The sequence below is a fragment of the Desulfomonilaceae bacterium genome (assembly GCA_041662605.1).
Classification (GTDB): Bacteria; Desulfobacterota; Desulfomonilia; order Desulfomonilales; family Desulfomonilaceae; genus CAJBEZ01.
The window spans coordinates 79,157-100,012 of sequence record JBAZSD010000011.1; the positions used below are offsets into that span (position 1 = coordinate 79,157).

The 20,856-nt window shown below is 48.0% G+C and carries 17 protein-coding genes and 1 riboswitch; of the genes, 2 read left to right on the top strand and 15 right to left on the bottom strand.

Annotated elements, in window-relative coordinates; all coding sequences use genetic code 11:
* Window position 1: 1 nt before the first annotated feature.
* From WC647_10700 to WC647_10740, 9 genes are all read right to left on the bottom strand, one after another.
* Window positions 2-754 carry a hypothetical protein gene (locus WC647_10700; protein MFA6222768.1) on the bottom strand — a complete coding sequence of 251 codons (753 nt, stop codon included), beginning with the start codon at window positions 752-754 and terminating at the stop codon, window positions 2-4.
* A 62-nt stretch (window positions 755-816) separates the two neighbouring features.
* A complete protein-coding gene (locus WC647_10705) occupies window positions 817-1,239 on the bottom strand; it encodes a universal stress protein (protein MFA6222769.1) in 423 nt (140 codons plus the stop codon).
* Window positions 1,240-1,252: 13 nt separating this feature from the next.
* Window positions 1,253-2,410 carry a cation:proton antiporter gene (locus tag WC647_10710; GenBank protein ID MFA6222770.1) on the bottom strand — a complete coding sequence of 386 codons (1,158 nt, stop codon included), beginning with the start codon at window positions 2,408-2,410 and terminating at the stop codon, window positions 1,253-1,255.
* Between the two features lie 110 nt (window positions 2,411-2,520).
* Window positions 2,521-2,583: riboswitch (Fluoride riboswitch) on the bottom strand.
* 56 nt (window positions 2,584-2,639) lie between these two features.
* Window positions 2,640-4,418, bottom strand: a complete 1,779-nt coding sequence (locus WC647_10715) for an ATP-binding protein (protein ID MFA6222771.1) — start codon at window positions 4,416-4,418, stop codon at window positions 2,640-2,642.
* Between the two features lie 115 nt (window positions 4,419-4,533).
* Window positions 4,534-5,202 carry a DUF47 family protein gene (locus WC647_10720; GenBank protein ID MFA6222772.1) on the bottom strand — a complete coding sequence of 223 codons (669 nt, stop codon included), beginning with the start codon at window positions 5,200-5,202 and terminating at the stop codon, window positions 4,534-4,536.
* 3 nt (window positions 5,203-5,205) lie between these two features.
* A complete protein-coding gene (locus tag WC647_10725) occupies window positions 5,206-6,444 on the bottom strand; it encodes an inorganic phosphate transporter (GenBank protein MFA6222773.1) in 1,239 nt (412 codons plus the stop codon).
* Window positions 6,445-6,554: 110 nt separating this feature from the next.
* Complete coding sequence (locus WC647_10730; GenBank protein ID MFA6222774.1) at window positions 6,555-7,130, bottom strand: HAMP domain-containing sensor histidine kinase; 576 nt, start codon at window positions 7,128-7,130, stop codon at window positions 6,555-6,557.
* A gap of 162 nt (window positions 7,131-7,292) precedes the next feature.
* The gene (locus WC647_10735; protein ID MFA6222775.1) at window positions 7,293-8,324 is read right to left on the bottom strand and encodes a hypothetical protein; all 1,032 of its coding nucleotides are present in this window, start codon (window positions 8,322-8,324) and stop codon (window positions 7,293-7,295) included.
* Between the two features lie 303 nt (window positions 8,325-8,627).
* On the bottom strand, window positions 8,628-9,734 hold the full coding sequence (locus tag WC647_10740) for a choloylglycine hydrolase family protein (protein ID MFA6222776.1): 1,107 nt from the start codon (window positions 9,732-9,734) through the stop codon (window positions 8,628-8,630).
* Window positions 9,735-10,125: 391 nt separating this feature from the next.
* Between WC647_10740 and WC647_10745 the strand changes: the two genes are divergently transcribed.
* Together WC647_10745 and WC647_10750 are read left to right on the top strand one after the other, a co-directional pair.
* Window positions 10,126-10,290, top strand: a complete 165-nt coding sequence (locus WC647_10745) for a hypothetical protein (protein MFA6222777.1) — start codon at window positions 10,126-10,128, stop codon at window positions 10,288-10,290.
* Complete coding sequence (locus tag WC647_10750) at window positions 10,290-10,487, top strand: HPP family protein (protein ID MFA6222778.1); 198 nt, start codon at window positions 10,290-10,292, stop codon at window positions 10,485-10,487. The genes WC647_10745 and WC647_10750 overlap by 1 nt, the downstream gene beginning before the upstream one ends.
* A gap of 121 nt (window positions 10,488-10,608) precedes the next feature.
* On the opposite strand, the gene WC647_10755 is transcribed toward WC647_10750, so the two are convergent.
* The 6 genes from WC647_10755 to WC647_10780 form a co-directional block, all read right to left on the bottom strand.
* On the bottom strand, window positions 10,609-11,751 hold the full coding sequence (locus WC647_10755) for an efflux RND transporter periplasmic adaptor subunit (GenBank protein ID MFA6222779.1): 1,143 nt from the start codon (window positions 11,749-11,751) through the stop codon (window positions 10,609-10,611).
* Window positions 11,751-15,026 (bottom strand): efflux RND transporter permease subunit, encoded by a 3,276-nt coding sequence (locus WC647_10760; GenBank protein MFA6222780.1) that lies wholly within the window; start codon window positions 15,024-15,026, stop codon window positions 11,751-11,753. The genes WC647_10755 and WC647_10760 overlap by 1 nt, the downstream gene beginning before the upstream one ends.
* Window positions 15,027-15,371: 345 nt before the next feature.
* Complete coding sequence (locus WC647_10765; protein MFA6222781.1) at window positions 15,372-15,542, bottom strand: hypothetical protein; 171 nt, start codon at window positions 15,540-15,542, stop codon at window positions 15,372-15,374.
* Window positions 15,543-15,573: 31 nt separating this feature from the next.
* Complete coding sequence (locus WC647_10770; protein ID MFA6222782.1) at window positions 15,574-17,061, bottom strand: putative sulfate exporter family transporter; 1,488 nt, start codon at window positions 17,059-17,061, stop codon at window positions 15,574-15,576.
* 316 nt (window positions 17,062-17,377) lie between these two features.
* A complete protein-coding gene (locus WC647_10775) occupies window positions 17,378-18,805 on the bottom strand; it encodes a sigma-54 dependent transcriptional regulator (protein ID MFA6222783.1) in 1,428 nt (475 codons plus the stop codon).
* Entirely contained in the window at window positions 18,798-20,792 is a 1,995-nt protein-coding gene (locus WC647_10780; GenBank protein MFA6222784.1) for a DUF3365 domain-containing protein, read from the bottom strand. Before WC647_10780 ends, WC647_10775 begins: the two co-directional genes overlap by 8 nt.
* Between the last annotated feature and the right edge of the window lie 64 nt (window positions 20,793-20,856).

Genomic DNA, 20,856 nt, shown 5'->3' on the forward strand with positions numbered 1-20,856 from the left:
CTTACAGTCTTGATCCGAGGAATTCGTCAATGACGTGAGTCAGATCCATGAAATCAAATTTCATCTCCTGCTCCAAATTGCGTGTTTCGTCTGGAGCATAACTTATGCCGAAACGTTGATCTATTTGGATTTCTTTCTCTTCGCAGTATTTGGTGAGAGAAACTTTTGTCATGGAGCCTACAATGAGGGCTCCCACTGAAGCGCCCCATTGAAAGTGCGGCCCATCTCCTCCGCTGTCTCCAATTACAATCACTCTGTTGCTTGGAACTCCGACCGAACTGGCCGCAGCCTCAGTATTCCTGGGTTTGTCCTGTATGTTTTTGACGGTGAATCGATACCGAGATTGGTTCTGGTCGTCAGGATAACTGATTAGAGGATTGGCCGCTACCAGAGGAACTTCGGTTATGAGTTTCTTTTCTATGGCCCTTTGAAAGAAACCCTGCATCCCCGTGGTATTGATCATGAAAAGTATGTCCCTGGTCTTGGCCCATTCGATGAATTCAAGCACCCCACGATAGATGGAAAAAGACGTGTCCAGGAAATTATCCATCTGCGACGTGGAAAAAGGTTCAGGCAGCAAATCGCCAATTCTGCTGACAGCAAGCTCCAGTGATATCCTGTTGCCGGTATACTCTCTGAAAATAGAGCTCAACTCAGGCCCCATCTCTGGATAGGCGTACGCAATGGGATCAAAAGGCCCGCTGGGCGCAAGACACTCATTCCAGTCCGAGGAAATCAAGGCCCTGTATTTCATGGTCTATCTCCAAACGATGACATCTCGCTAAATATTCGTAGTCAATCCAATTTTGCGCTGATTTACTTTACAATCAATACAGTGCAGGGAGAAAATCTCGTTATATTTCTGGATGTTCCGCCCCAAATCCGTTCGAATATCCTGCTGTGACCGGTAAATCCCACAATCACAAGATCGAATCCTCCGTCAGTAGCGAGATCTATAATGCTGTCAACCGCGTGACCAGCGGTTATATGAGTGGTCAAGTTGATCCCGGCCTCATCGGCCAAGTCCTCCGCTTCTTCGTTAAGCTTTTGGAAATAAGCGTCTTTCTGAAGTTTTACCTCAGCGAACTCCCCGATTGTAGCTACGTAATGAGGGAGGTCCACTTCGACACATATCGAATGCAACTCAGATTTGAAAATGGCGGACATTTCCACGGCAACTCTTAGCGCTTTTCTTGAACCTTCCGAGCCGTCAAAGGCGACCAATATTTTCTTGTACATTTTTACCTCCTGTTTAGGAATTCGGCGATTTTTTCCATGAATGAGAAGCGTCAGCCTTATTGGGCTGAAAAAACCACTGGGCTATAAGTGTCGGGACAACGGCGCTGGCAATCACGACGGTAACCAGGATTGTGTATTGTTCCTGACTGATAATTCCTCGATTATAACCAAAAAGAGCGGATATGCTTCCAAACGTTAACCCTGTGCTCATGAGAAGTGTGGTGTACATCCCTATCCGGGATTTAAACCTGAAAAATTCGGCCATAGGATACACCCCCAAGAATTTGGCGGCTATCTTTACACCTAACAAAATCAGGATCAATTCGAATCCATGCAACATGGCCGATAAGGAAATAATTGATCCCGCTTTCAGAAAATAGAAGGGCGTCAGGAGCGCAAAGGTAGCGGTCCGTAAATGGCGAACCATTTGCGGGTTTTCTTTGAATATCCCCGCGACCACAAGGCCAAGCAAATAAGCGGGCAATACAGCCTCACTATTTGCGTGTGTCGCCAGCCATCCCAATCCAACAAGGAGTAAAAAGAGAAATTTAATTTCCGGTTCACTAACATGTCCGCCAAAAGTTCTGAAAAACCATCTGGTAAAACCTTGTGTAGCCAGCAACACGAGCGTGGTGAGGAATACGAAAATCGCCAGCCATATATTATAATGAGCGAACAGGACGCCCAAAGCCACGACGGTTCCGAGATCCGTGACAAAACAAGCGGCAAGAATTATCTTACCCAAGTTCGTTTGATTCAGCCCTGTTTCGACCATCACAGCGTAAACAACAGCCACCGAAGTTGTGGATAGCGCAACTCCGCAAATCTTTGAAGCGTCGGCGCTCCAACCTGCCACATAATATGCGTAAGCCATCGCTCCAAGGAAAGGTAGCAAAAAACTTACTACGCCGATTGCGACGCTTTCTTTACCATACTTTTTAAGAATTTCCGGCTCAATTTCAGCTCCAGCCAGAAATGTCAAAAGAATCGCGCCAAAGCCCGAGAGGAAGCTTATCCATTCAACCTTGGGGTCCAGGCCCAGAAAATTTCCGCCGATGACGCCAACGCAAATTTCCACAAGCGCCACGGATATGGCAGTCCTGATTGATATAATACTTGCGACAAGAGCCAGCCCAAGCCATATCGTCGCCACATACCATGTTTGCTCCATCTTAATCTCCTATCGAACCAGGGTCTGACTGTTCATGAATCACAACCGGTCTCCAAAAATGAAAAACCCACCGGATGGTGGGATCTAAAGGCGCTCTCCCACCGCTATACTACGCGGTAGGAGTCATCATCTCAAACGAAGCTTTTTGGGAGGACTCCATCCTCTTGCTTTTGCTGATGGTTACACACTTGTTTTGACCAAGTCAATTACTTCGGTTATAGGTCAAATTTCATACCGGAATACGGATTGTGAACACGCTGCCCTGGCCAACTCCACTGGTGACATCAATCTTGCCGGAATGCAAATTCACAATGTGTCTGGCGATCGATAACCCGAGGCCGGCTCCTCCTGTTCTTCTATCACGGCCTCTGTCAACACGGAAAAATCTCTCGAAAATTCTTGGGAGTTGATCAGACGGAATTCCAGTTCCCTTGTCCTGAACTTGAATAATGACTTCCTGATCAACCTGTTTAGCTGAAATAGACACTTCCGAATCTCTTGAGCTGTACTTGATCGCATTGTCCACCAGATTGGACAAAGCCTGTTCAAACAGCGGTCTGTTCATCATAATTGTTATGGACTCGTCGCAATCGACAACCATCTTGACGCCTTTGTCCGTAGTTGGAGTGTCCAGAAATCTTACAACAGACTGGACGACATCGCAAACTGAAGCCGATTCCAGCTTCATGGCCCCGAGATCAGCGTCCTGTTCCACTCGGGATAACTTGAGCAGGTCTTCTATTATGTTGGTCAACCTGTCGGTATGCTTTATAGCTATATCCAGGAAACGTTCAGCCGTAGCGCGATCATTAATCGCTCCATCCTTCAAGGTTTCCAAAAAACCCTTTATGGATGTGACCGGTGTTTTCAACTCGTGTGATACATTCGCCACAAAGTCTTTCCGTATTTGGTCAATGGCCTTCAGCCTGGAAATGTCATTCATTACGATGAGCGCTCCAGCAGGTTTGCCCTGAGGATCAGAAATCTGGGCGCCGTGGGCCTGGAGAATCCTATCCGGATTTCCGATAACGGTTAATTCTTCTTCAATTGGCGCCGCACTCGATAGCGTCCTTGTCACAAACTGATTCAAGCCCGTGTTTCTAACAGCTTGAAGGAGGTTTCTTCCTTCCGCGTTCTCGAAAACAGTCTGTAAAATATTTTCAGCGGCCTGGTTCATTCGAACTATTCTTTTTTTCTGGTCCACAACCACTACCGCTTCGACCATCTCGGCGAGTAATGATTCGAGTTCATTTTTCTGTCTGGTCATTATGTCCAGACGTTCGCGAAGCTGTCCAACCATGTCGTTTATGGAAGCTGCCAGTTCAGCGATTTCTCTGGCCCCGCCCGGTTGTAGTGTTACTTGACCAAAGTCCCCTTTCGCGAATCTTTCAGCCGCGTCCCTGATCTCGGCGATAGGTTTATTGATTCGATTGGCGAGTAGAAGGCTTATGATTCCTACAGCCACTATTAGGAACAGGATCATGGCGCCGAGCTTGACATAAAATCCCTTGATGATTTGACTCAATCGCTCTGAAGGAGTTGACACTCGAATTATTCCTTGGAGTTTACCGTCCCTTATGACCGGAATGGCCACGTAAACCATATCAGTGTTGACGGTAAAACTGTATCGTGTTGATGCGCCAATGGACCCGGCCATGGCCGCTTTGACTTCCGGTCTGGTCGCATGGTCTTCCATCCTTGAAGGCGATGATTCTGAGTCCCCCAGAACAACGCCGTCAGGCGCCATTACGGTTATTCTGTAACGAGTCTCAGCGGTTAGCCTGTCGCACAGAGCGTCAATCTCTTGAATATTACGTTCGGAAAGTTTGGGGCCGATAATTTCCGCAACCATCTGAGCCTGTTTCTTGAGGCTTTCTGAGATGGTATAAGATTGTAGTTTACGTAACTCTATTAGAGCGAAATAACCCAAAAAAAGCAGTCCCAATACCAAAACTACCATATGTGAGCTATAGAAGCGCCAGAGTAATGTGGATTTGTCGGATGACATATATAGTACTTGCCTGACGAATTGGTCGCTAAGGTTAAAAACTTATCCCTTCGGGCAAAATTAAATTATAGCCGACGGGTCTGAGGAATATACGCTACGTAATTATAAATCGATCTCAACGGGCAATCATAGCCCGCATCATATCAGAAGAATTCTCCAAATGATCAGCTATGTCTCCGGTTGTTTCGACCAAGCGCACAGTCAGAAAAAATGTCCTGGGGGGAATCGACTCGTCTGCGCACAAACGTATAAAAATGGTCTTTTCAAGATCATCGGATTCTTTTTCCCGCCATCGTATTTCCCGTATCATGTCTTTGACCAACTGACGGTCTTTTTCCGCCCGGCTGTTAAAATAGGTGTGCGCCCTGAGCACCATCTCCGGCATAAGGCCTACGTAATCACCAACTTCTTTCGCTAACGTGATGTAGTCCTTTTGTATGTCTTCGGGCAAAATTAAATTATAGTATGACATCCAGTACAAAGCATTCTTGATGCAATCAATGACCTTGTCCGCCTCGCGTAAAAACGCAAAAAACACCGATTTATCTACAGGCATTAACAGCGAAGCCGGCAAGTGGGCCCTTATGTTTCGTTTAATCCTGTCAGCCTCGGCTTCAAGATCTCTAATTTCATCCTTGAGTATCTCAAACTGGTCTCTATCCCCACCGAAATAGCTCTTGATGGCTGTGACGAAAAGAGGCCCGCATTGCGCAATCCTCACTGAATGCTTAAACACATTTTCGAACGGCGACACCCTAAACAGGGTCGTTAGAGGATTTCTCATCAATCACCTGCCTATAAAAATAGTAGAAAGAATAAAATATATCACAGCGCATGTTACAGCAGCGACCGGCACAGTAATTATCCAATAGAGCATAATTTTCCACAGTACTCCCAAATCTAGAGCGGCCAAGCCTCGAGCTAAACCTACTCCAATATAGGCCCCTACGGCCGCGTGGGTGGTGGAAACCGGCAGTCCCAACATTGAGGCGATGAGTATAAAGGTCGCAGCCGAAAACTCGACGGTAAAACCTCGTATATTGTTAAGCTCTGTAATTTTGGATCCAACTGTTTCGATGACCCGGTATCCCCACGTACAGATACCGACGCAAATCATTGAGCCCCCAAATGCTAGCATCCAGACCGGTATAGGAGAAGATTCCGCTGTTGTTCCCGTAGAGTAGATGAAATAAACACCAGCCAGCGGCCCCATGGCGTTAGCGACATCATTTGCGCCATTTCCAAAAGCAACGTAGCAGGCTGTCATCACCTGCAGATACCGAAAAATTTTGTCGCCTTCCCCGAGAGAACTGTTTCCTCTTCTTAACAATATGCCCAATCCAATTTTGAAAACCATGTAACTTGCAATCCCAACGCCTAAAGACGCGATAAAAGCTCCAGTTACACTCAGACCAATTTTGCTTCCTAACGGAGTGTCAAGTAACAGAGACAGGGTCATTATGCTGAGAGTAGCAGCTATCAAGATGGGAGTTGTCCTGGCAACCCCGCCCGTAGTGTCCATTCTCGCAAGCACCGCTTTGTCGATGAACCGGAACATTACGAAAGCGCCCGCCGCAGTTAATAGTGGGGAGAGGATCCACGAAGTCACGATGTATATCACTTGCTTCCAATTGACAGCGGACAATCCTCCGGCTACGATCCCAAACCCGATCATTGCCCCTACAATGGAATGGGTAGTAGAAACTGGAAGATTCTGGTACGTGGCGAGGCATACCCAGAGTGAAGCGGAAAGGAGGGCTGACAACAGCCCGAGCAAAATTATCTGGGGGTCCCCTATGACCTGAGAATGGACGATGCCTTTCCTTATGGTCTGCGCAACGTGCGACCCAACCAGAGATGAGCCGAGGAACGTGAGCACTGTCGCGAGCACCAAGGCTTGACGTAACGTGATGGCGCGAGCGCCAACCGACGAGGCCATGGAATTAGCCACATCGTTCGCCCCTATGTTCCATGCCATGTAGGCCCCGGCAAAAATGCTGAGGCCGAGAAGATAATAATCCGACATTTGATTTATTGAAAAAAGCCTGTTGATATTAAGTCACTTCAGTTGGACTGGGTTGTCCAAGGAAGCCAAATCAGAATATCAGGAAAGGCGGCGCAATGAACAGTAATTTTTTAGGCATTCGCGTTGGTTTTTGAGACTGAAAATCTGATGTGAAAGGTTGTGCCGACCCCTTCTTTGGTATTGACTGAGATATCACCGCCCCATTTTTTTACAATTCCGTAGCAGATGGAAAGTCCTAAACCAGTGCCTTTCCCCACAGGTTTGGTGGTAAAAAAGGGGTCGAAAATTCTTGGTAATACATAATCCGGTATTCCCGGACCATTGTCGGCAATGTCCACCACTAGATAATCATCCTCTCGTCTGGTTGTGATCTTAATTTCCCCGCCTCTCGATTCAATCTCATCCAGAGCGTTATTTATAAGGTTCACAAATACCTGTTGGGCTTCTGAAGGCGAAATACGGGTGAACTGCAAGCCATCGGCAAGCTCAGCCTTGATCATTTTGGACCCGGACGTGACTCTATGTTCACATAACGTGATGGATTCACTAACTATGTCGTTGATCTTTACCTTCCTGGGGACAGGATCGGTTTTTCGAGCAAAGCTGAGAAGTTTGTGGGTAATCTGTTTACAACGGGAACCCTGGGCTTTGATTTTGTTCAGTGACTGTTCAAATTCATCCACCATCGGGATTGAAGGCCAAAAGCTTTATAAGATAGTTCTTAGTGAAAACCAGCTCAAGGCTATCGGTTGGTCGAGCATGCGTTTAATTTTGGCCGTTCGAAATTTTACTATATGATGAGTAGCCTCAATCTTACATGAGCCGGGCAGTTTTATTTCCTGGCATGCCTAGAAAATTAGCCCAAAGGTAAGTCCACCACCGATAGCATACTTCGTAGAACTGGCTTCAGACGCTGATCCCGACCGGTGAACGCCATTATTTCCGTTGGCGTAATCGAAATCCCCTTCTCCCTTTATGCTCATCCATGTCGCTGAACCCCACATTTGCGCTGATAAAGGCGGAGCCACCTTCGGAAGATCGTAAGACGCATTTGCGCTGAGGAACTGTCCTGGCTTGTTGAAGCTGTATTGGAGTTCAATCGGGGCTAATTGAGAACTTCTCAGGGCCATTAGAGATTGCGCATAGATTAGTGGAGTGTAAATCACCGAGGCTGTCAACCCGCGATCAACAAACTGCAACCCCAGATACGGGGCCCAAGTGTTTATCCAGTAATCAGCTCTCAACGTTTGGTCAGGGAAAGGCCTTGTCCCGGTGCGCGGCTCATTGCATGTGTTGGTGAAGTGGTCCCACAAGCTGCCGACAAGCAACGAATATCCAGGAGCCAGAGTTATGGAGGCTCCGAATTGGCCTAGGCGATATTGCGTGTTTTCTCCCGTGAAATTCACTTCGCTCGGCAAAGCCGTCCCATTTACGCTGGTGGGCAACTGGGCATAAACAGGGTAGGTAGTTGGGATGAATCCCAGGAAGCTTGCGAAGATCGAAACGCTAGGATTAATTACGGCGTTCACGCCCAAGGTCCATGACCACAAGTAAACGTCTTTGAGTTCCATGTCCATTGATCCAATTTGCAGCGTGTTATCCACAGGAAAGACCCGTTCGGTCAATATAGGAAACGAACTGTTCGCCGAAACTCTTTGATAACCAATCTGTACGTAGGGATTGAGTATGACTTTTCCGAGCGCAAATGAACCTGGCGAAAAGTTCGGTTGGAACAATGATGGGATGGAGTTGGATTCAGGAGGGGGAGCAGAACTGGTCGCAGGGGACACGAGCGCTCCTTGAATAGAGGACTGGTCAGCTTGCGCGCCATCAATAGAAATAAGCGCAACTAACAAAGAAATCACAACAAGATGTCTCATAACTATCCTCCCATATCCCAAAACAAAACCTTGCATGTGTTAGTCACATACGGGCTCGAATCACAGACTCAGGCACGGTGGCATAGTTGCATCGAAAGATCTTGAGGGTAATCGTTTCAGGCCGACCCTCCGTCTATATGGAGCTGAAATTCAAAATCCTTGGATTGAGGGAAATATATATTCAAGCACGTTATGAAACAACAAAAAGTTTGTGCCGACTGAATTCGCGCAATCTTTCCATGGGCTTGAAAACTTCAATTTAGCGATGTGGATCGCGATTAGCCCGTCCGAGATTAGAGGATTCTATTGGGCTTGATCAGTAATATCAGAATAGGTTTGCGGATTCGGGCTAAAAGGAATGTAATTGAACTTGTTGCCGCCAAAATCCAGTTTCTTTAAATCTATTTTAGTCACTTCCAGATTTTCGTAAGTTCTCTGGTACATGACCCTGTTGGTAAGGTCTTTGAACGTGGCGAACTGGGTAGTCTCTGAATTTGTCACTTTTCCGTCCCTAGCCTTTTCAATGATCAAGCCTTTCGAGATATCGAATGAATTTACAATGTGTTGGGCTAGATTAAGATTTTTCTCAACATCAGGTTGTCGTTCAACGGATTTTACAACTAGAGCCAGTCTCACAAAGCGGCTTGGCGGAGTCATGTCTCCTGGAACGCCGAACATTCCGGATCCGTGACCTGTGGGATAAAGTTTTTCGTTGTCAAGGACTCCTCGGGCCGGTGTTGAGTTTGTCATGCCTATGTACTGGCGCAAATTTGTCATATGCCAAGGGAATTTCGGAGCGTTTGTAAGTATGCCCAATGGGGCATCGTAGATATTAAGTTTTCCGTCCTCATACTCAATTACAATCATTTTGCCGGTCGCGTCCGATACGGCAAAATGGAGAGGAGGAACCATGTTTAATTCCTTGACGAAGTCCCCGAAGATTACCACGTTGCGCAGTTCTCTCCTCACTTCATCGACAGTGGAGAAATTTCCTAGAATCCATGGCCCTGTCAACACAAGACTCAGAGCTTTGGACTCTTCTCCTGTCTTTACCTCTTGATATTTGGTGTTTGGTTCAAACCACAGTCCTCCAACGGTAAGCCCAACCTCGTTCATACCATCAGCTACCGCTCCTTCTGGACCAGCGCCGTAATATCCGACGAAGCCGTATCTAGTTTTCCAGCTTAATCCAGTTTTGCCGTTTGGAGCCTGGCTTTGGAAACTCATGTTCCGCGGAGAAACAACTATTTTATAATTCAGAGGCACACCAAACTCCATGGTTCTGCTCACCATGATCGAGCCATCTGTAGCCGCCAGGGTGAACCACATGCAGCACGGCGCTACCTTGGGTCCAGTCAATAGAGCCAAGCTCATAAGAGTTATGCTAAATGCGATGAGGCGCTTTGTCATGGTGAGTCCCCTTTCGAAGTTTTTCCAATTCTAGGCTATTGACTTAAACGCCGGAAATTCGGTCCGAGGTAGCAATAACATGGCGTTATTGGCCAAGGAGTCACAGACGCTATCTTAGTAGGTAACATGCGATCATGAGAAGAGTCAAAAATAAATTTGCAGGCAAGTTGCGAACATGAACAAGCATGAACTGGCCGTTTCTAATTATTGCGGGCAATAGCGTGGTCATTACTGAGAAATACTGAGAAGTGACTTGATACTGAAGGATGTTGATATCTCCGGATACAATAATATACTGACGCCAATTCCAAACCAATTGACTTAGGTCAAATACATGTCTCCTAAATCGTTATAAAGTCGTACACAAGACACAAATAGAGGAGCAGAAAAAATGGCGGATACATTTTACAAGGCGTGCGCTCCCGTCCAGATCTCGGATGATGACATTTTCTCAGCAATGCGTGAGATTTCCGGCTATCTTGATATAACACCTTCCGATTTCAAGGAAAGCCCTGGTTCGCTGCTGCGATTGCGGTATCTACCGCCATCGCTGTGATGCATCTTACCCGAACCCTCCATCCGCCAGCCGGCGCAACGGCCTTGAACGCCGTAATAGGCGGGGCCAAAGTCCATCAACTCGGTTTTGTTTATCCGATCCTTCCAGTCGCGTTAGGCGCGTTTATCCTTCTGGCTGTGGCGCTGGTTTTTAACAACATACCTAGAAACCGACGTTATCCGGAATTTTGGATTTAGCATTGAGAGAATTAATTTCGGTAAAAGTTATCTGATGACGCAAGTCACGCCGAGTCAAAAGCGAAGGGTAAATCTCGTATGTTCAGGAGCCAATACACGGCGAGAGATTTACATGCTTGGTTCAACGCTCAGCCGATTCTTTGATGGGCTCGACCTCGGCGCCGTCAGCAATCTTGTTTCCCAGATTAATCGCCACCAGCTCACCTTCGTTGAGGCCGGAACCGATTCTCAGAACCTTCCCGTTACTTTCCTGTATCGAAATTGGCTGAAAGCGTACCCGATTGTCTTGAGTTACGATCGCCACAAATTTCTTTCCATTTCTTATTAATAGAGCCTCCGCAGGAACCTGGGGATATTCCGGGACGCTGAAACTCAGAGTGACCTGCACAGAACTACCTGCAAGAATTTTGTTCTCCCGATTGTCAACGTCAATCTCGACGAGGAGTGTACGAGTCTTAAGATTTAGCTCTCCACTAGTTCTCGATACTGCTCCAGATATTCTCGTATCAGGTCGCGCAGCGTCAACGATTATAGCCTTGTCTCCGACCTTGATTGAACCAGCGACGCTCTGGTCTGGATATACATATACCCTCAATCTGTCGATCTGGGAGACCGCTACTAAAGGTAGGGCGGATGTTTCGGTCGTGGCCGCGCTCTGGACCAGTGCGCCTGGATCAGCGTACCTCGCTGTTACAGTTCCATCAAATGGAGCCGTGATTAACTCATATTCTTTTTGGGCTCTGAGCGCTTCCGCTGTGTTTTTAGCAACCTGGGCAGCCGCTTCTAACCTTTCAGTGTCCTGCCAGGACATGGCCCCTGTCTTGTAAAGACCTCTTGCTCTTTCAGCGTCAGCCTCTTTGTCTTTTGCGTCGGCCAGAGCGGCTTTGTATTGGCTATTCAGCTCAGGAGACTCGATCACAGCGAGAACTTCTCCTGCCTTTACCCGAGACCCCTTATCGACATTTATATCCTTAAGGAACCCGCTGATCTTTGAATACAAAGTTACATTAGCGTATGGGAACGCGTCCCCAACCAGGGAAATTGATCGAGTCGTAGGAGACTTGGTCACAGGGACAACCCGGACTCGATAACTGGATTTCAAACCGGCAAGCCTTGTCTTGCGCTCTTCGCTAAGGTAGTTGTCCCGAATTTTATATTGTGCGACAACGATTGCCAGAGCAACAATGACCACAGCAGCTCCACCAAAAATAAACAGCTTGCCTGCCTTTCCGTTTGACTTCAATTCAGGATTCGAGTTGCGCATTAAAGTTTACCGGACCACTTTTCTCCCCGTTCTTCAGCCAGGAACCTTCTTTCCAGTATTTGCTTTGTGGGAAGATCCTTTCGCAACAGGGAGTAGATAACGGGCACCAGGAAAAGAGTCGCGACCGTGGCCACCAGAAGACCTCCGATTACCGCTCTTCCCAACGGCGCATTTTGTTCGCCGGCCTCGCCTAGGGCCAAGGCCATCGGGAGCATTCCCAAAATCATCGCAAGAGCAGTCATCAAGACCGGCCTCAGCCGTGTTTTACCGGCTTCCAGAGCGGCCTGACCAGGAGACGCTCTGCCCTCGAGACGATAGTCGTTAGCGAAACTTACCAACAAAATAGAATTCGACGTAGCCACACCTACGGCCATAATCGAACCCATTAAAGACTCTACGTTAATGGTCGTCCCGGTAAGAGTGAGAATCCAGAGGATGCCGACCAGGGCTCCAGGGACGGCCATGATGATGATAAAAGGATCCAGCCAGGATTGAAACAACACAACCATTAGCAGATAAACGAATAATACCGCAAGAATCAAACCCATCCCCAGACTCTTGAAGGATCGTTCCATTACTTCATACTGGCCGCGAAGAGCTATGCGTGTCCCAGGTGGAAGCGTCCCCAATTCTTCGATCTTTTTCTGGATGTCTCTGGCTACAGAACCTAGATCCCTACCTTCCACATTAGCGTCGACGTTCAGCACCCGTTGAACGGTATAATGGGAAATGTTTTCTGGGGTTACACTGTGGGTTATGGTCCCGACATTCGCCAACGTCTGGGCTGGTATTGTAGGAACAGCAGTTGGAGCGGGCAGAGTCGACGGAGTGACCAGGTCTCCGGGCGAAAGTGGAGGCGTTAGTGGAATGGAGTTAAGATCATCTATGGATGAAACCAGCTTGATGGGCATCTGGACGACAACATTGTAATTGACGTTGTTATCTGGATTTACATAAAAAGATGGGGCTACAAGAATACTTGAGGAAAGAGAAATCAGAACGCTATTGGCCACATCTCGTTCAGTCAAACCCAGTTTGGCGGCAAGAGTCCTATCTACGTCGACCTGTAGTGAGGGATAATCCAGGACCTGGTTGATATGAACATCAGTAGCTCCTGGGATCTCCATCATGGCATCACGCAATTTGTTCGCGTACCCGTACGATCGGGCTAGGTCGAGGCTCTCTATCTGGACGTCAATTGGAGACGGCGCTCCGAAGTTTAACACCTGTGTAACAATGTCAGCGGGCTGAAAATAGAATGTTGAGTCGGGAAAATCATGTGACAGAACCTTTCTCAATGCGTCAGTATAATGGATAGTTGGTTGATGTCCCGGTTTTAACGCGATTAGGATGTCGGCGTCCATGCCACCTATGTTGTCTGTTTGAACGAAGCCTAGATTATAAAATATCGGGACCCCAATCATGACATTTATCGTGTCTATCTCATCAGGCGGGATTACCTCACGAATCCGTTTTTCCACACGGGAGACAATACGGTCGGTTTCCTCAATTCGGGTGCCGATTGGGGCGCGAAAATGAAGCTTCATCATGCCGGCGTCGACGCTAGGGAAGAAATCGGTCCCTACAATTGTGATCAGAGGCAAACTAATAATGACCAGCAGTCCAGACAATACGAGAGTGTAAATCCTGTGACGTAGAACTGTTTCCAGAGCGCTGCTGTACCTCGCCTGAAGCTTCTCAAACCCACGATCTCTCCAGTGGTTCAATCTTCCGATGATTCGAGAAAAAGCGCCGACTGTCCGCGCCGGTATCTCTGGGTTGGACGATTCATTATGCTCACCGGTCATCAGCATTCTGGCAAGCGTAGGCACCAATGTCCTGGAGAGCACGTAAGAAGCCACCATGGCCATAACGACGGCTAAGGCCAGTGGAGTAAAAAGGTATTTTGCAGGACCGTAAAGCAAGACTACAGGGAAAAATACCACACATACCGCCAACGTGGCTACGATGGCCGGGACCGCCACCTGTCGCGCTCCATCAAGAATCGCCACGGTCGCAGGTTTCCCCATACGCAAGTTCCTGGTTATGTTTTCTACCTCAACGGTAGCGTCGTCAACCAGCATACCTATTGCCAGGGCGAGCCCGCCCAGAGTCATGATGTTGATGCTATGGCCGAGGAGATTGAGTCCTACTATTGACGTCAGTATGGACAGTGGTATGGAAATGATCACGATGATCATGGTGCGCAGGCTTCCAAGAAAAACCAGGATCATGAGTGAAACCAGGATCGAAGCAAGAAGAGCCTCACGAACAACCCCCTCAATCGCAGCTCTGACAAACAGGGACTGATCGAAGTCCAATTTGATTTCGAGGCCTTCCGGGGCAACCTCCTTGATCAATGGTAAGACATCCTTGGTAGCCTGAACCACGGCCAACGTGGAAGCGTCGGAATGTTTTAAAATCGCTAGATATGTCGCCTTCTCGCCGTTTACTCTTACAATGTTGGTCTGCTCCGCATAACTGTCTGTGACAGTCGCCACGTCTCCGAGATACACGACGGCGTCGCCGACAATCTTTATAGGGATGCGGTTGAACTCCTCCAGCAACGCGGGACTTGAATTGATGAGAACGTTGTATTCAAGCTCGCCTATGCGAGCCGTACCTGCAGGAAGTATGACGTTTGACGATTGAAGCGCACTGACTACGTCCGCGGGAGACAGGCTCCGGGAAGCCAGAGCGTTCGGATCAATGTCGACCTTGATATCGCGAACTTTCCCTCCGAATGGAGCAGGAGTAGACAGGCCCGGTATTGTAAAAAGCCTTACTCTGATGAAGTTTAATCCATAGTCGAAAACTTTTTCTTCAGAAAGAGTCTGACTGGAAACTGTCAGTTGGGCCACAGGGACGTTGGACGCGTTAAACTGGATTATGATGGGTGGTTGAATACCTGGAGGGGCTATTCTCAAAAGTGTATTTGAAACTGACGAAACCTGAGCGATGGCCGTCCCTATTTCACTGCCGGGGTAAAAATATAGCTTTATTAGACCTATGCTGGGGATACACTGGGATTCTATCCGCTGAATGCCGTTTACCGTGGTGGAATAAGCCCGCTCACTTATAAGGACAATTCGTCGTTCCATGTCTTCCGGGGAAAGTCCCGGATAATTCCAGACGACCACTACCACAGGTATGTCAATTACTGGGAAAATGTCCACCTGCATTCTGCTGAGCGAAAGGACCCCCAAAACAAAAATCAGTGTCGACATGACAGCAACGGTGTATGGACGGCGTAAAGCAAGACGGACTATCCACATAAACTAGACTCCCGTTAAAATCTCCCGGGTCCACTAACCGCAGGAACTGCGCTAAGAGTTCATAATTGAGGAAGGGCGTCGCCTATAGGTCTTGGAACGACTGAATAGCATTCTTATCTATTAATTATAGCGCGGGCTTGCCCGTTGCGCCAGTAGCGTCTTTGAGAGCAAACAAATCAGTTAGGAAAAAACGTGGTAATCAAATTAGACGAATCAGGAACAGAACTTCGGAAGGTCTAAACGCAGTTACATAATGAACAGAAGAAAACGAGCGCTGTTATCGAAGCCGGACGAAGTTGCGATGAGGAGACTTGTCGTTTATCTCCCCATCGCAATCATCAATCGCTAGTGGAATACTCCAAAAGCAAAAACGAAGATGACCAGCAATACAATTCCTAGAGTCAATGATGAAAAAATCAGCTTCTTTTCGATCGGCAGGAGATCATGCCATTCTTCCGGCCCCATTGCCCCCGCGTTTTCCGCTGTCTTCGCTGTGTTTGTTCTTTCTTGCGCCATATCTTCACTCGCCTTTCTTAGGAAGTTTCAATTATTGGGCTAACACCGGTGGCATGATGCCATGATAGAAGATCCAGGATATAAACAGACCCACCCAAAGGATGAACCCGAATAGACATACAGCGTAGACCGCAACTATACGTCCCATTCCTTCGGCCCACAGTTTCCGGACATTGGTCACCATACCGATCGAGAAAAAACATAGGCCAAAGAAGATAGTCCTCAGCGCGTTTGCATTGCCGGATCCTCTTTCTGCCGCCTTCACTATAGTTGGATCGTTCAGACCCATGACCAACAGAACCACGAATGTAAGAGTGAAACCTATTACGAACTTGGGGAACCTGTCCCATATCTCGCTGGCCGAGACTTTGCCGCCGCTGGTACCGCTAGAAACTCCGGTTTGACCAATCTGGTAAACCGACCAGATGATAGCCAGAACGAAAGCCCACACCCCGATAAAGACGTCGATGAAAACTTTGGTGGTAGTAGCGGCCATAAGCATCCAGCCTTCCTCCCACTTGATTCCCAGATCCGCAAGGGCCTTGGCTCTGATCAGCGAGTCTGTTATCGCCCCACTGGCGACGGCGCCACCATCACTTTTGACCGCAAGTCCCATCCATGCGCCGGCCACCATAGGCTCTTTGTACAGAAAAGCCTGCGCGAGCCAGGGAAGGAAAAGAAGCTCAACAGCGACGAAAACGATGATAACTGCGGAAAGGATTACAGGCACCACGGGGCGAGCCCGTATCGCCCCACCTGTTGCAATCGCGGCGGAGACTCCACAGATGGAGATACCGGAGGCGAGCGGAGCCGCCCATTCCGGCGTAAATTTAAAATATCTGCGTGAGACGTAGTAAACTACAGGCCAGTAAATCAAGTAGGCTTCGGCCACGGCGCAGACTCCACGAACTATAACCGTGCTCGCGAGCCCCAAAGCTCCGACGGCCTTTATTCCGATAGCCGCGCCAAGGATAACTATACCTGTCTTTATGAACCATTCAGGTTTTGCCGCGTCTTCCAGGAATTTGGCGACTGACGGGAAGAAATTCCCAATGATCAGGCCAATAATCATGGCTATGACAAAACCCATTTCGCCTAAACTCAAGGACCATGGTATCTTAAAAGCCGCCTGTTTGTCCGGGGTGGCCGCTATATAGGCGTAGTTACCGGCGACCATGCATCCGAACACGATCCAGAAAATTATGGTGAAACTGACGATGTACCTTTTTAGGTTCTTTCCCATCGCGACAATGCCGATGGATGTGAGGACCAGCATAAAGATATAAGTTAACACGGCGGAGGTTATTCCAGACATGGACGCGTATCCGGCTGAAATTGGTTTGAATGATTTGCTGATGTCAACCCAAACCGTATTCTGGACCACCCAGCCCAGGAGGTCCTTTCCATAGATCGGGCCGAGCCCCAGCAGAAAGACGAACAGCCCTAACCATACAGCCCACCAATCTTCACTTTCGAGAACTGACTGTTTTCCGTAGAGATTTGTTGCTTCTCCTGACATAGCCACATCCTTTCTTAATGGTATATCCCAAGCAAAATTAATGAAACGCGTGAGGACGCGCCGCCGAGACTCAACGATCGCCCCTACAGCAGGCGTTTTCGTTGAACGTAAAACGGGCAGCATTAACTGTGCCAGAAAGTAGTTATTGTAAATTAGTTAGGATGTTCAGGCTGTTATGTCCGGAGCCAGTGCGGTGGAGACATCAGGTCTTGTCTCGATGCGATATAAGAAATGATCAGTAGGGTTGCACAACGTTGAATTGTCTAGACTAGGCCTGTTCAAAATACCTGTGCAACTTTCCGTTGCAGCGCAATTGTTATTGGCGCCCGGACCGAAACGAAGTAATTTTTATCCCCAGTTTCTTGATCAGTTTTTGAAAGTGCTGCCTCTCCAGACCACTTTCACGAGCCGCCGCTGAGATGTTGCCGCCATTGCGCTTCAACGCCTGGGAGAGGTATCTGCCCGTAAAATCGTTCACGAGTTTATCCCTTGCCACTCTAAACGGTAACTTTATGTCTCCGGCATTCTCACGATTTAGATCGGCCTTGTCAGGCTCTTCCTTGAAGTCACCCAACTCCAGGCGCTCTCCCTTGCTGAATATCAAGGCTTTCTGAATCACATTGCGCAACTGCCTTATGTTGCCCGGCCAGGGTTGACTCTCAAGATGTCTTGCAGCTTCGACTGAAATTTTCTTTGGAGGAAGATTGAATTCGCCGGAAGCTTCATGCACGAACCTCTGGGCGAGTATGGGTATGTCCTCGGGAATTTCTCTGAGCGGCGGCATCAGGATCGACACAACGTTAAGTCGGTAGAAAAGGTCTTCCCTGAACGATCTGTCCTCTATTTTGGCCTCAAGATCGCTGTTGGTGGAAGCTATTATTCTCACATCCAGCAACTTGGCTACTGACGAACCCAGTGGTTTTATTTCCTTTTCCTGGATGAGTCTCAGAAGCTTGGTCTGGATAGCCGGCGAAATGTCGCCTATCTCATCCAGAAACAATGTGCTCCCCGCAGCCTCCTGAATAAGGCCCTTTTTCTCGGTATCAGCGCCAGTAAACGCCCCCTTTGAGTATCCGAAAAGCTCCGATTCCAGCAGAGATTCCGGTAGGGTAGGGAGGTTTACCGTGACCATGCGGCGTTCCGACCTTGGGCTGAGCAAGTGAATGTGTCTGGCTGCAATCTCCTTGCCTGTCCCGGATTCACCTCTAACTAGGACCGTAACGTTCAGAGACGCTACAGTCCTGATCGTTCTGACTATCTTTCTAATTCCAGGCCCGCCCCACATGAAAAGATCCGCGGCGGAAGAAGCGGTTAGTTTATTCTTTAAATTAATATTTTCCCTGACAAGGTTATTGCGTTCCAGCGCCTTTTTAAGCAGGCGGTTAATCTCATCCGGCGTAAACGGCTTTTGGACGAAATCATAAGCTCCCTTTTTTATGGCTTCTATCGCTGTTTCTATTGTTCCATAAGCCGTCATTACGACAACGGTGATAAATGGGTCGCGAACTTTAATTTCATCCAGAAGCTCGATCCCATTCATGTCGGGCATTCGTATATCCGTTAGGACTAGTTCCACTGGCTGCCCGTCTATCACGTCCAGGGCTTCAGCGCCGGTTGATGCAGTCAACACCCTGTATGGTATTTCTTTAGGTATGCTTCTGGCCAAACCGCGAAGAAAATCTGGTTCATCATCCACAACGAGCAGCGCAGGCAAATGATTCTGAAAATCCATCTCGCTACCCATGAGCCTGTTCCCTGACTTTTTCGGGGAGAGTGACCGTGAAAGTGGAGCCCTTTGTCAACTCACTCCAAACTGTGATTTCTCCTCCATGATCCTTTACAATTCCGTAGCTTACGGACAGACCCAGCCCTGTTCCTTCCCCTGTCTTCTTGGTGGTGAAGAATGGGTCGAAGATCTTGTTAATAATCTCAGGCGCCATTCCTTCTCCGTTATCTCTTATAGTCACTGAGACTAATCCGCTCTTTTTGTTACAGGACGTGCTCACAGTTATTACGCCGTCGCTGTGCTTGATAGCGTGTCTTGCGTTGAGTATCAGATTCATCCAGACCTGTTTCAGCCTGTTGTCGTCAAAACAAATCGGAGGAAGCGAGCAATCGAAATTTCTCTCTACTCTAATTCCATCTTTCGAGAACTGTTTCTCCAGCACTAGTATCACTTGCTCTATGCTGTCGTTGAGGAGCCCTGGAACCGGTATCGTTTCGACGTTTCTCGAAAAATGGAGCAGATCCCTGACCACGGTGCGGCATGTCTCGGTATGTTTTTCGATTACCTCGATGTCCATGAGATGCCCGGATTCTCCAGGAAGTTCCTTTTTCAGCAGTTCTGAGTAAAAAAGGATCAATCCTAGCGGGTTGTTCAGCTCGTGAGCCACACCCGCCACCATCTGTCCAAGCGACGCAAGTTTCTCGGCCTGCATCATGTGCTGCTCCATCCGCTTCTTTTCAGTTATTGACTTGCAATAATGAACCACACTTTCAACCTGTCCGGTTTGCCTGTTGCGGATGGGATAGAAATGAGCCAGGTAAATCTCCTTATTTCCGTGACATACCTCACCGAATGTCGGTGTTTTCTCGTCAATGGTCTTCTCGAGAAGGCAGCCGGAACAAGGAGTATCGAGTTCATGAATCAGTTGATAACATTTAAGGTCCTGCTGATTTCCGTGTATCTCTGAAATTGAGGCTTTGTTGGCCATAAGGACCGATCTGTCAGGCTTTATCAACATAAGCTTGTCGGTGATACCATCGATGATGGAACGCATCTTTTCACGTTGTTCGTATGATTCAACGAGGAGAGTGTCCCTCTCTTTCATAATATTGTTAAGTTTGTCCGCCATGACGTTGAACGAAGAACAGAGTCTCCCTATTTCGTCATTCTGCTTGGTCTCAATTCTACGACTAAGATCTCCTCCATCGGAAACAAACTCCGAGAAGAATTCCTTAACGAATCCGATTCTGTTAACAACTAATGTTTTGAACAGGGCGATGACCATAATCATCGCGGCCACAATAGCCAGGAGCCCTGGCCCCAACACACCCAAGGCCCGCCTCCGAATCTGTCCCATAGCGCTCTCAACGGGGAACGAAAGCACATCCATCCCGCTAATGTCTCCCTGTTTTCTGCCAAATCCAAATTCCGGTCCGTAAAGTCCTATTAATTTGGCCGGCGCTTCATCAGGGGTCCCATGGCATCTCAAGCAGGAAGTTTCCGTGTATATGGGGGACATCCGTACAAAAAACCGCTCGTTATCTCTTCTGACTATGCCGTGCCATTCCTTCAGACGTGGGTCCTGCTCAAATCTCAGAAGTACGTCCTTTTCGAAAGCGTCCGCTTGGTTTCGTAATTCTCTCGGATTGATCGCCGCTCTTTTGTACCCGAAATCCGGAAAGGTCGTCTGAAACCGTTCCATTATTTGCCTGGAAACATACGCCGTGGACATGGCTTCCAGGATGAACTCGTCGGAAGCAACCAGAGTAGAGACCTTCGGTCTTAATATTTCTGCGACATACTTGCGTGTAGCCTCCAGTTCGGCGAGGATGATCTCGGACTTCTCATACACATTGGAGATCAGGGAATTTTCGAGCTGCCTATACAGGCCGTAAGACAGTAGGCATGTGAATAGCCCCAGTATGGCAATAATACCGAGACTGAACTTGGTCTGTAATGAAAGGGCGTGTGAGGCCGTAGATTCGGTTACCGGTTGCTCTTGCATAAATTACAGCCCTGAATTTGAGTTTATTGAAAACACCGGTAAAAATTCTAGCACTACGGTAAAG

Coding starts and splice junctions, on each gene's coding strand:
- WC647_10765 (MFA6222781.1), bottom strand. CDS start 15,542: ATGGCGCAAGAAAGAACAAACACAGCGAAGACAGCGGAAAACGCGGGG.
- WC647_10730 (MFA6222774.1), bottom strand. CDS start 7,130: ATGGTGGATGAATTTGAACAGTCACTGAACAAAATCAAAGCCCAGGGT.
- WC647_10700 (MFA6222768.1), bottom strand. CDS start 754: ATGAAATACAGGGCCTTGATTTCCTCGGACTGGAATGAGTGTCTTGCG.
- WC647_10750 (MFA6222778.1), top strand. CDS start 10,290: ATGCATCTTACCCGAACCCTCCATCCGCCAGCCGGCGCAACGGCCTTG.
- WC647_10710 (MFA6222770.1), bottom strand. CDS start 2,410: ATGGAGCAAACATGGTATGTGGCGACGATATGGCTTGGGCTGGCTCTT.
- WC647_10735 (MFA6222775.1), bottom strand. CDS start 8,324: ATGAGACATCTTGTTGTGATTTCTTTGTTAGTTGCGCTTATTTCTATT.
- WC647_10705 (MFA6222769.1), bottom strand. CDS start 1,239: ATGTACAAGAAAATATTGGTCGCCTTTGACGGCTCGGAAGGTTCAAGA.
- WC647_10745 (MFA6222777.1), top strand. CDS start 10,126: ATGGCGGATACATTTTACAAGGCGTGCGCTCCCGTCCAGATCTCGGAT.
- WC647_10725 (MFA6222773.1), bottom strand. CDS start 6,444: ATGTCGGATTATTATCTTCTCGGCCTCAGCATTTTTGCCGGGGCCTAC.
- WC647_10720 (MFA6222772.1), bottom strand. CDS start 5,202: ATGAGAAATCCTCTAACGACCCTGTTTAGGGTGTCGCCGTTCGAAAAT.
- WC647_10770 (MFA6222782.1), bottom strand. CDS start 17,061: ATGTCAGGAGAAGCAACAAATCTCTACGGAAAACAGTCAGTTCTCGAA.
- WC647_10755 (MFA6222779.1), bottom strand. CDS start 11,751: ATGCGCAACTCGAATCCTGAATTGAAGTCAAACGGAAAGGCAGGCAAG.
- WC647_10760 (MFA6222780.1), bottom strand. CDS start 15,026: ATGTGGATAGTCCGTCTTGCTTTACGCCGTCCATACACCGTTGCTGTC.
- WC647_10780 (MFA6222784.1), bottom strand. CDS start 20,792: ATGCAAGAGCAACCGGTAACCGAATCTACGGCCTCACACGCCCTTTCA.
- WC647_10775 (MFA6222783.1), bottom strand. CDS start 18,805: ATGGGTAGCGAGATGGATTTTCAGAATCATTTGCCTGCGCTGCTCGTT.
- WC647_10715 (MFA6222771.1), bottom strand. CDS start 4,418: ATGTCATCCGACAAATCCACATTACTCTGGCGCTTCTATAGCTCACAT.
- WC647_10740 (MFA6222776.1), bottom strand. CDS start 9,734: ATGACAAAGCGCCTCATCGCATTTAGCATAACTCTTATGAGCTTGGCT.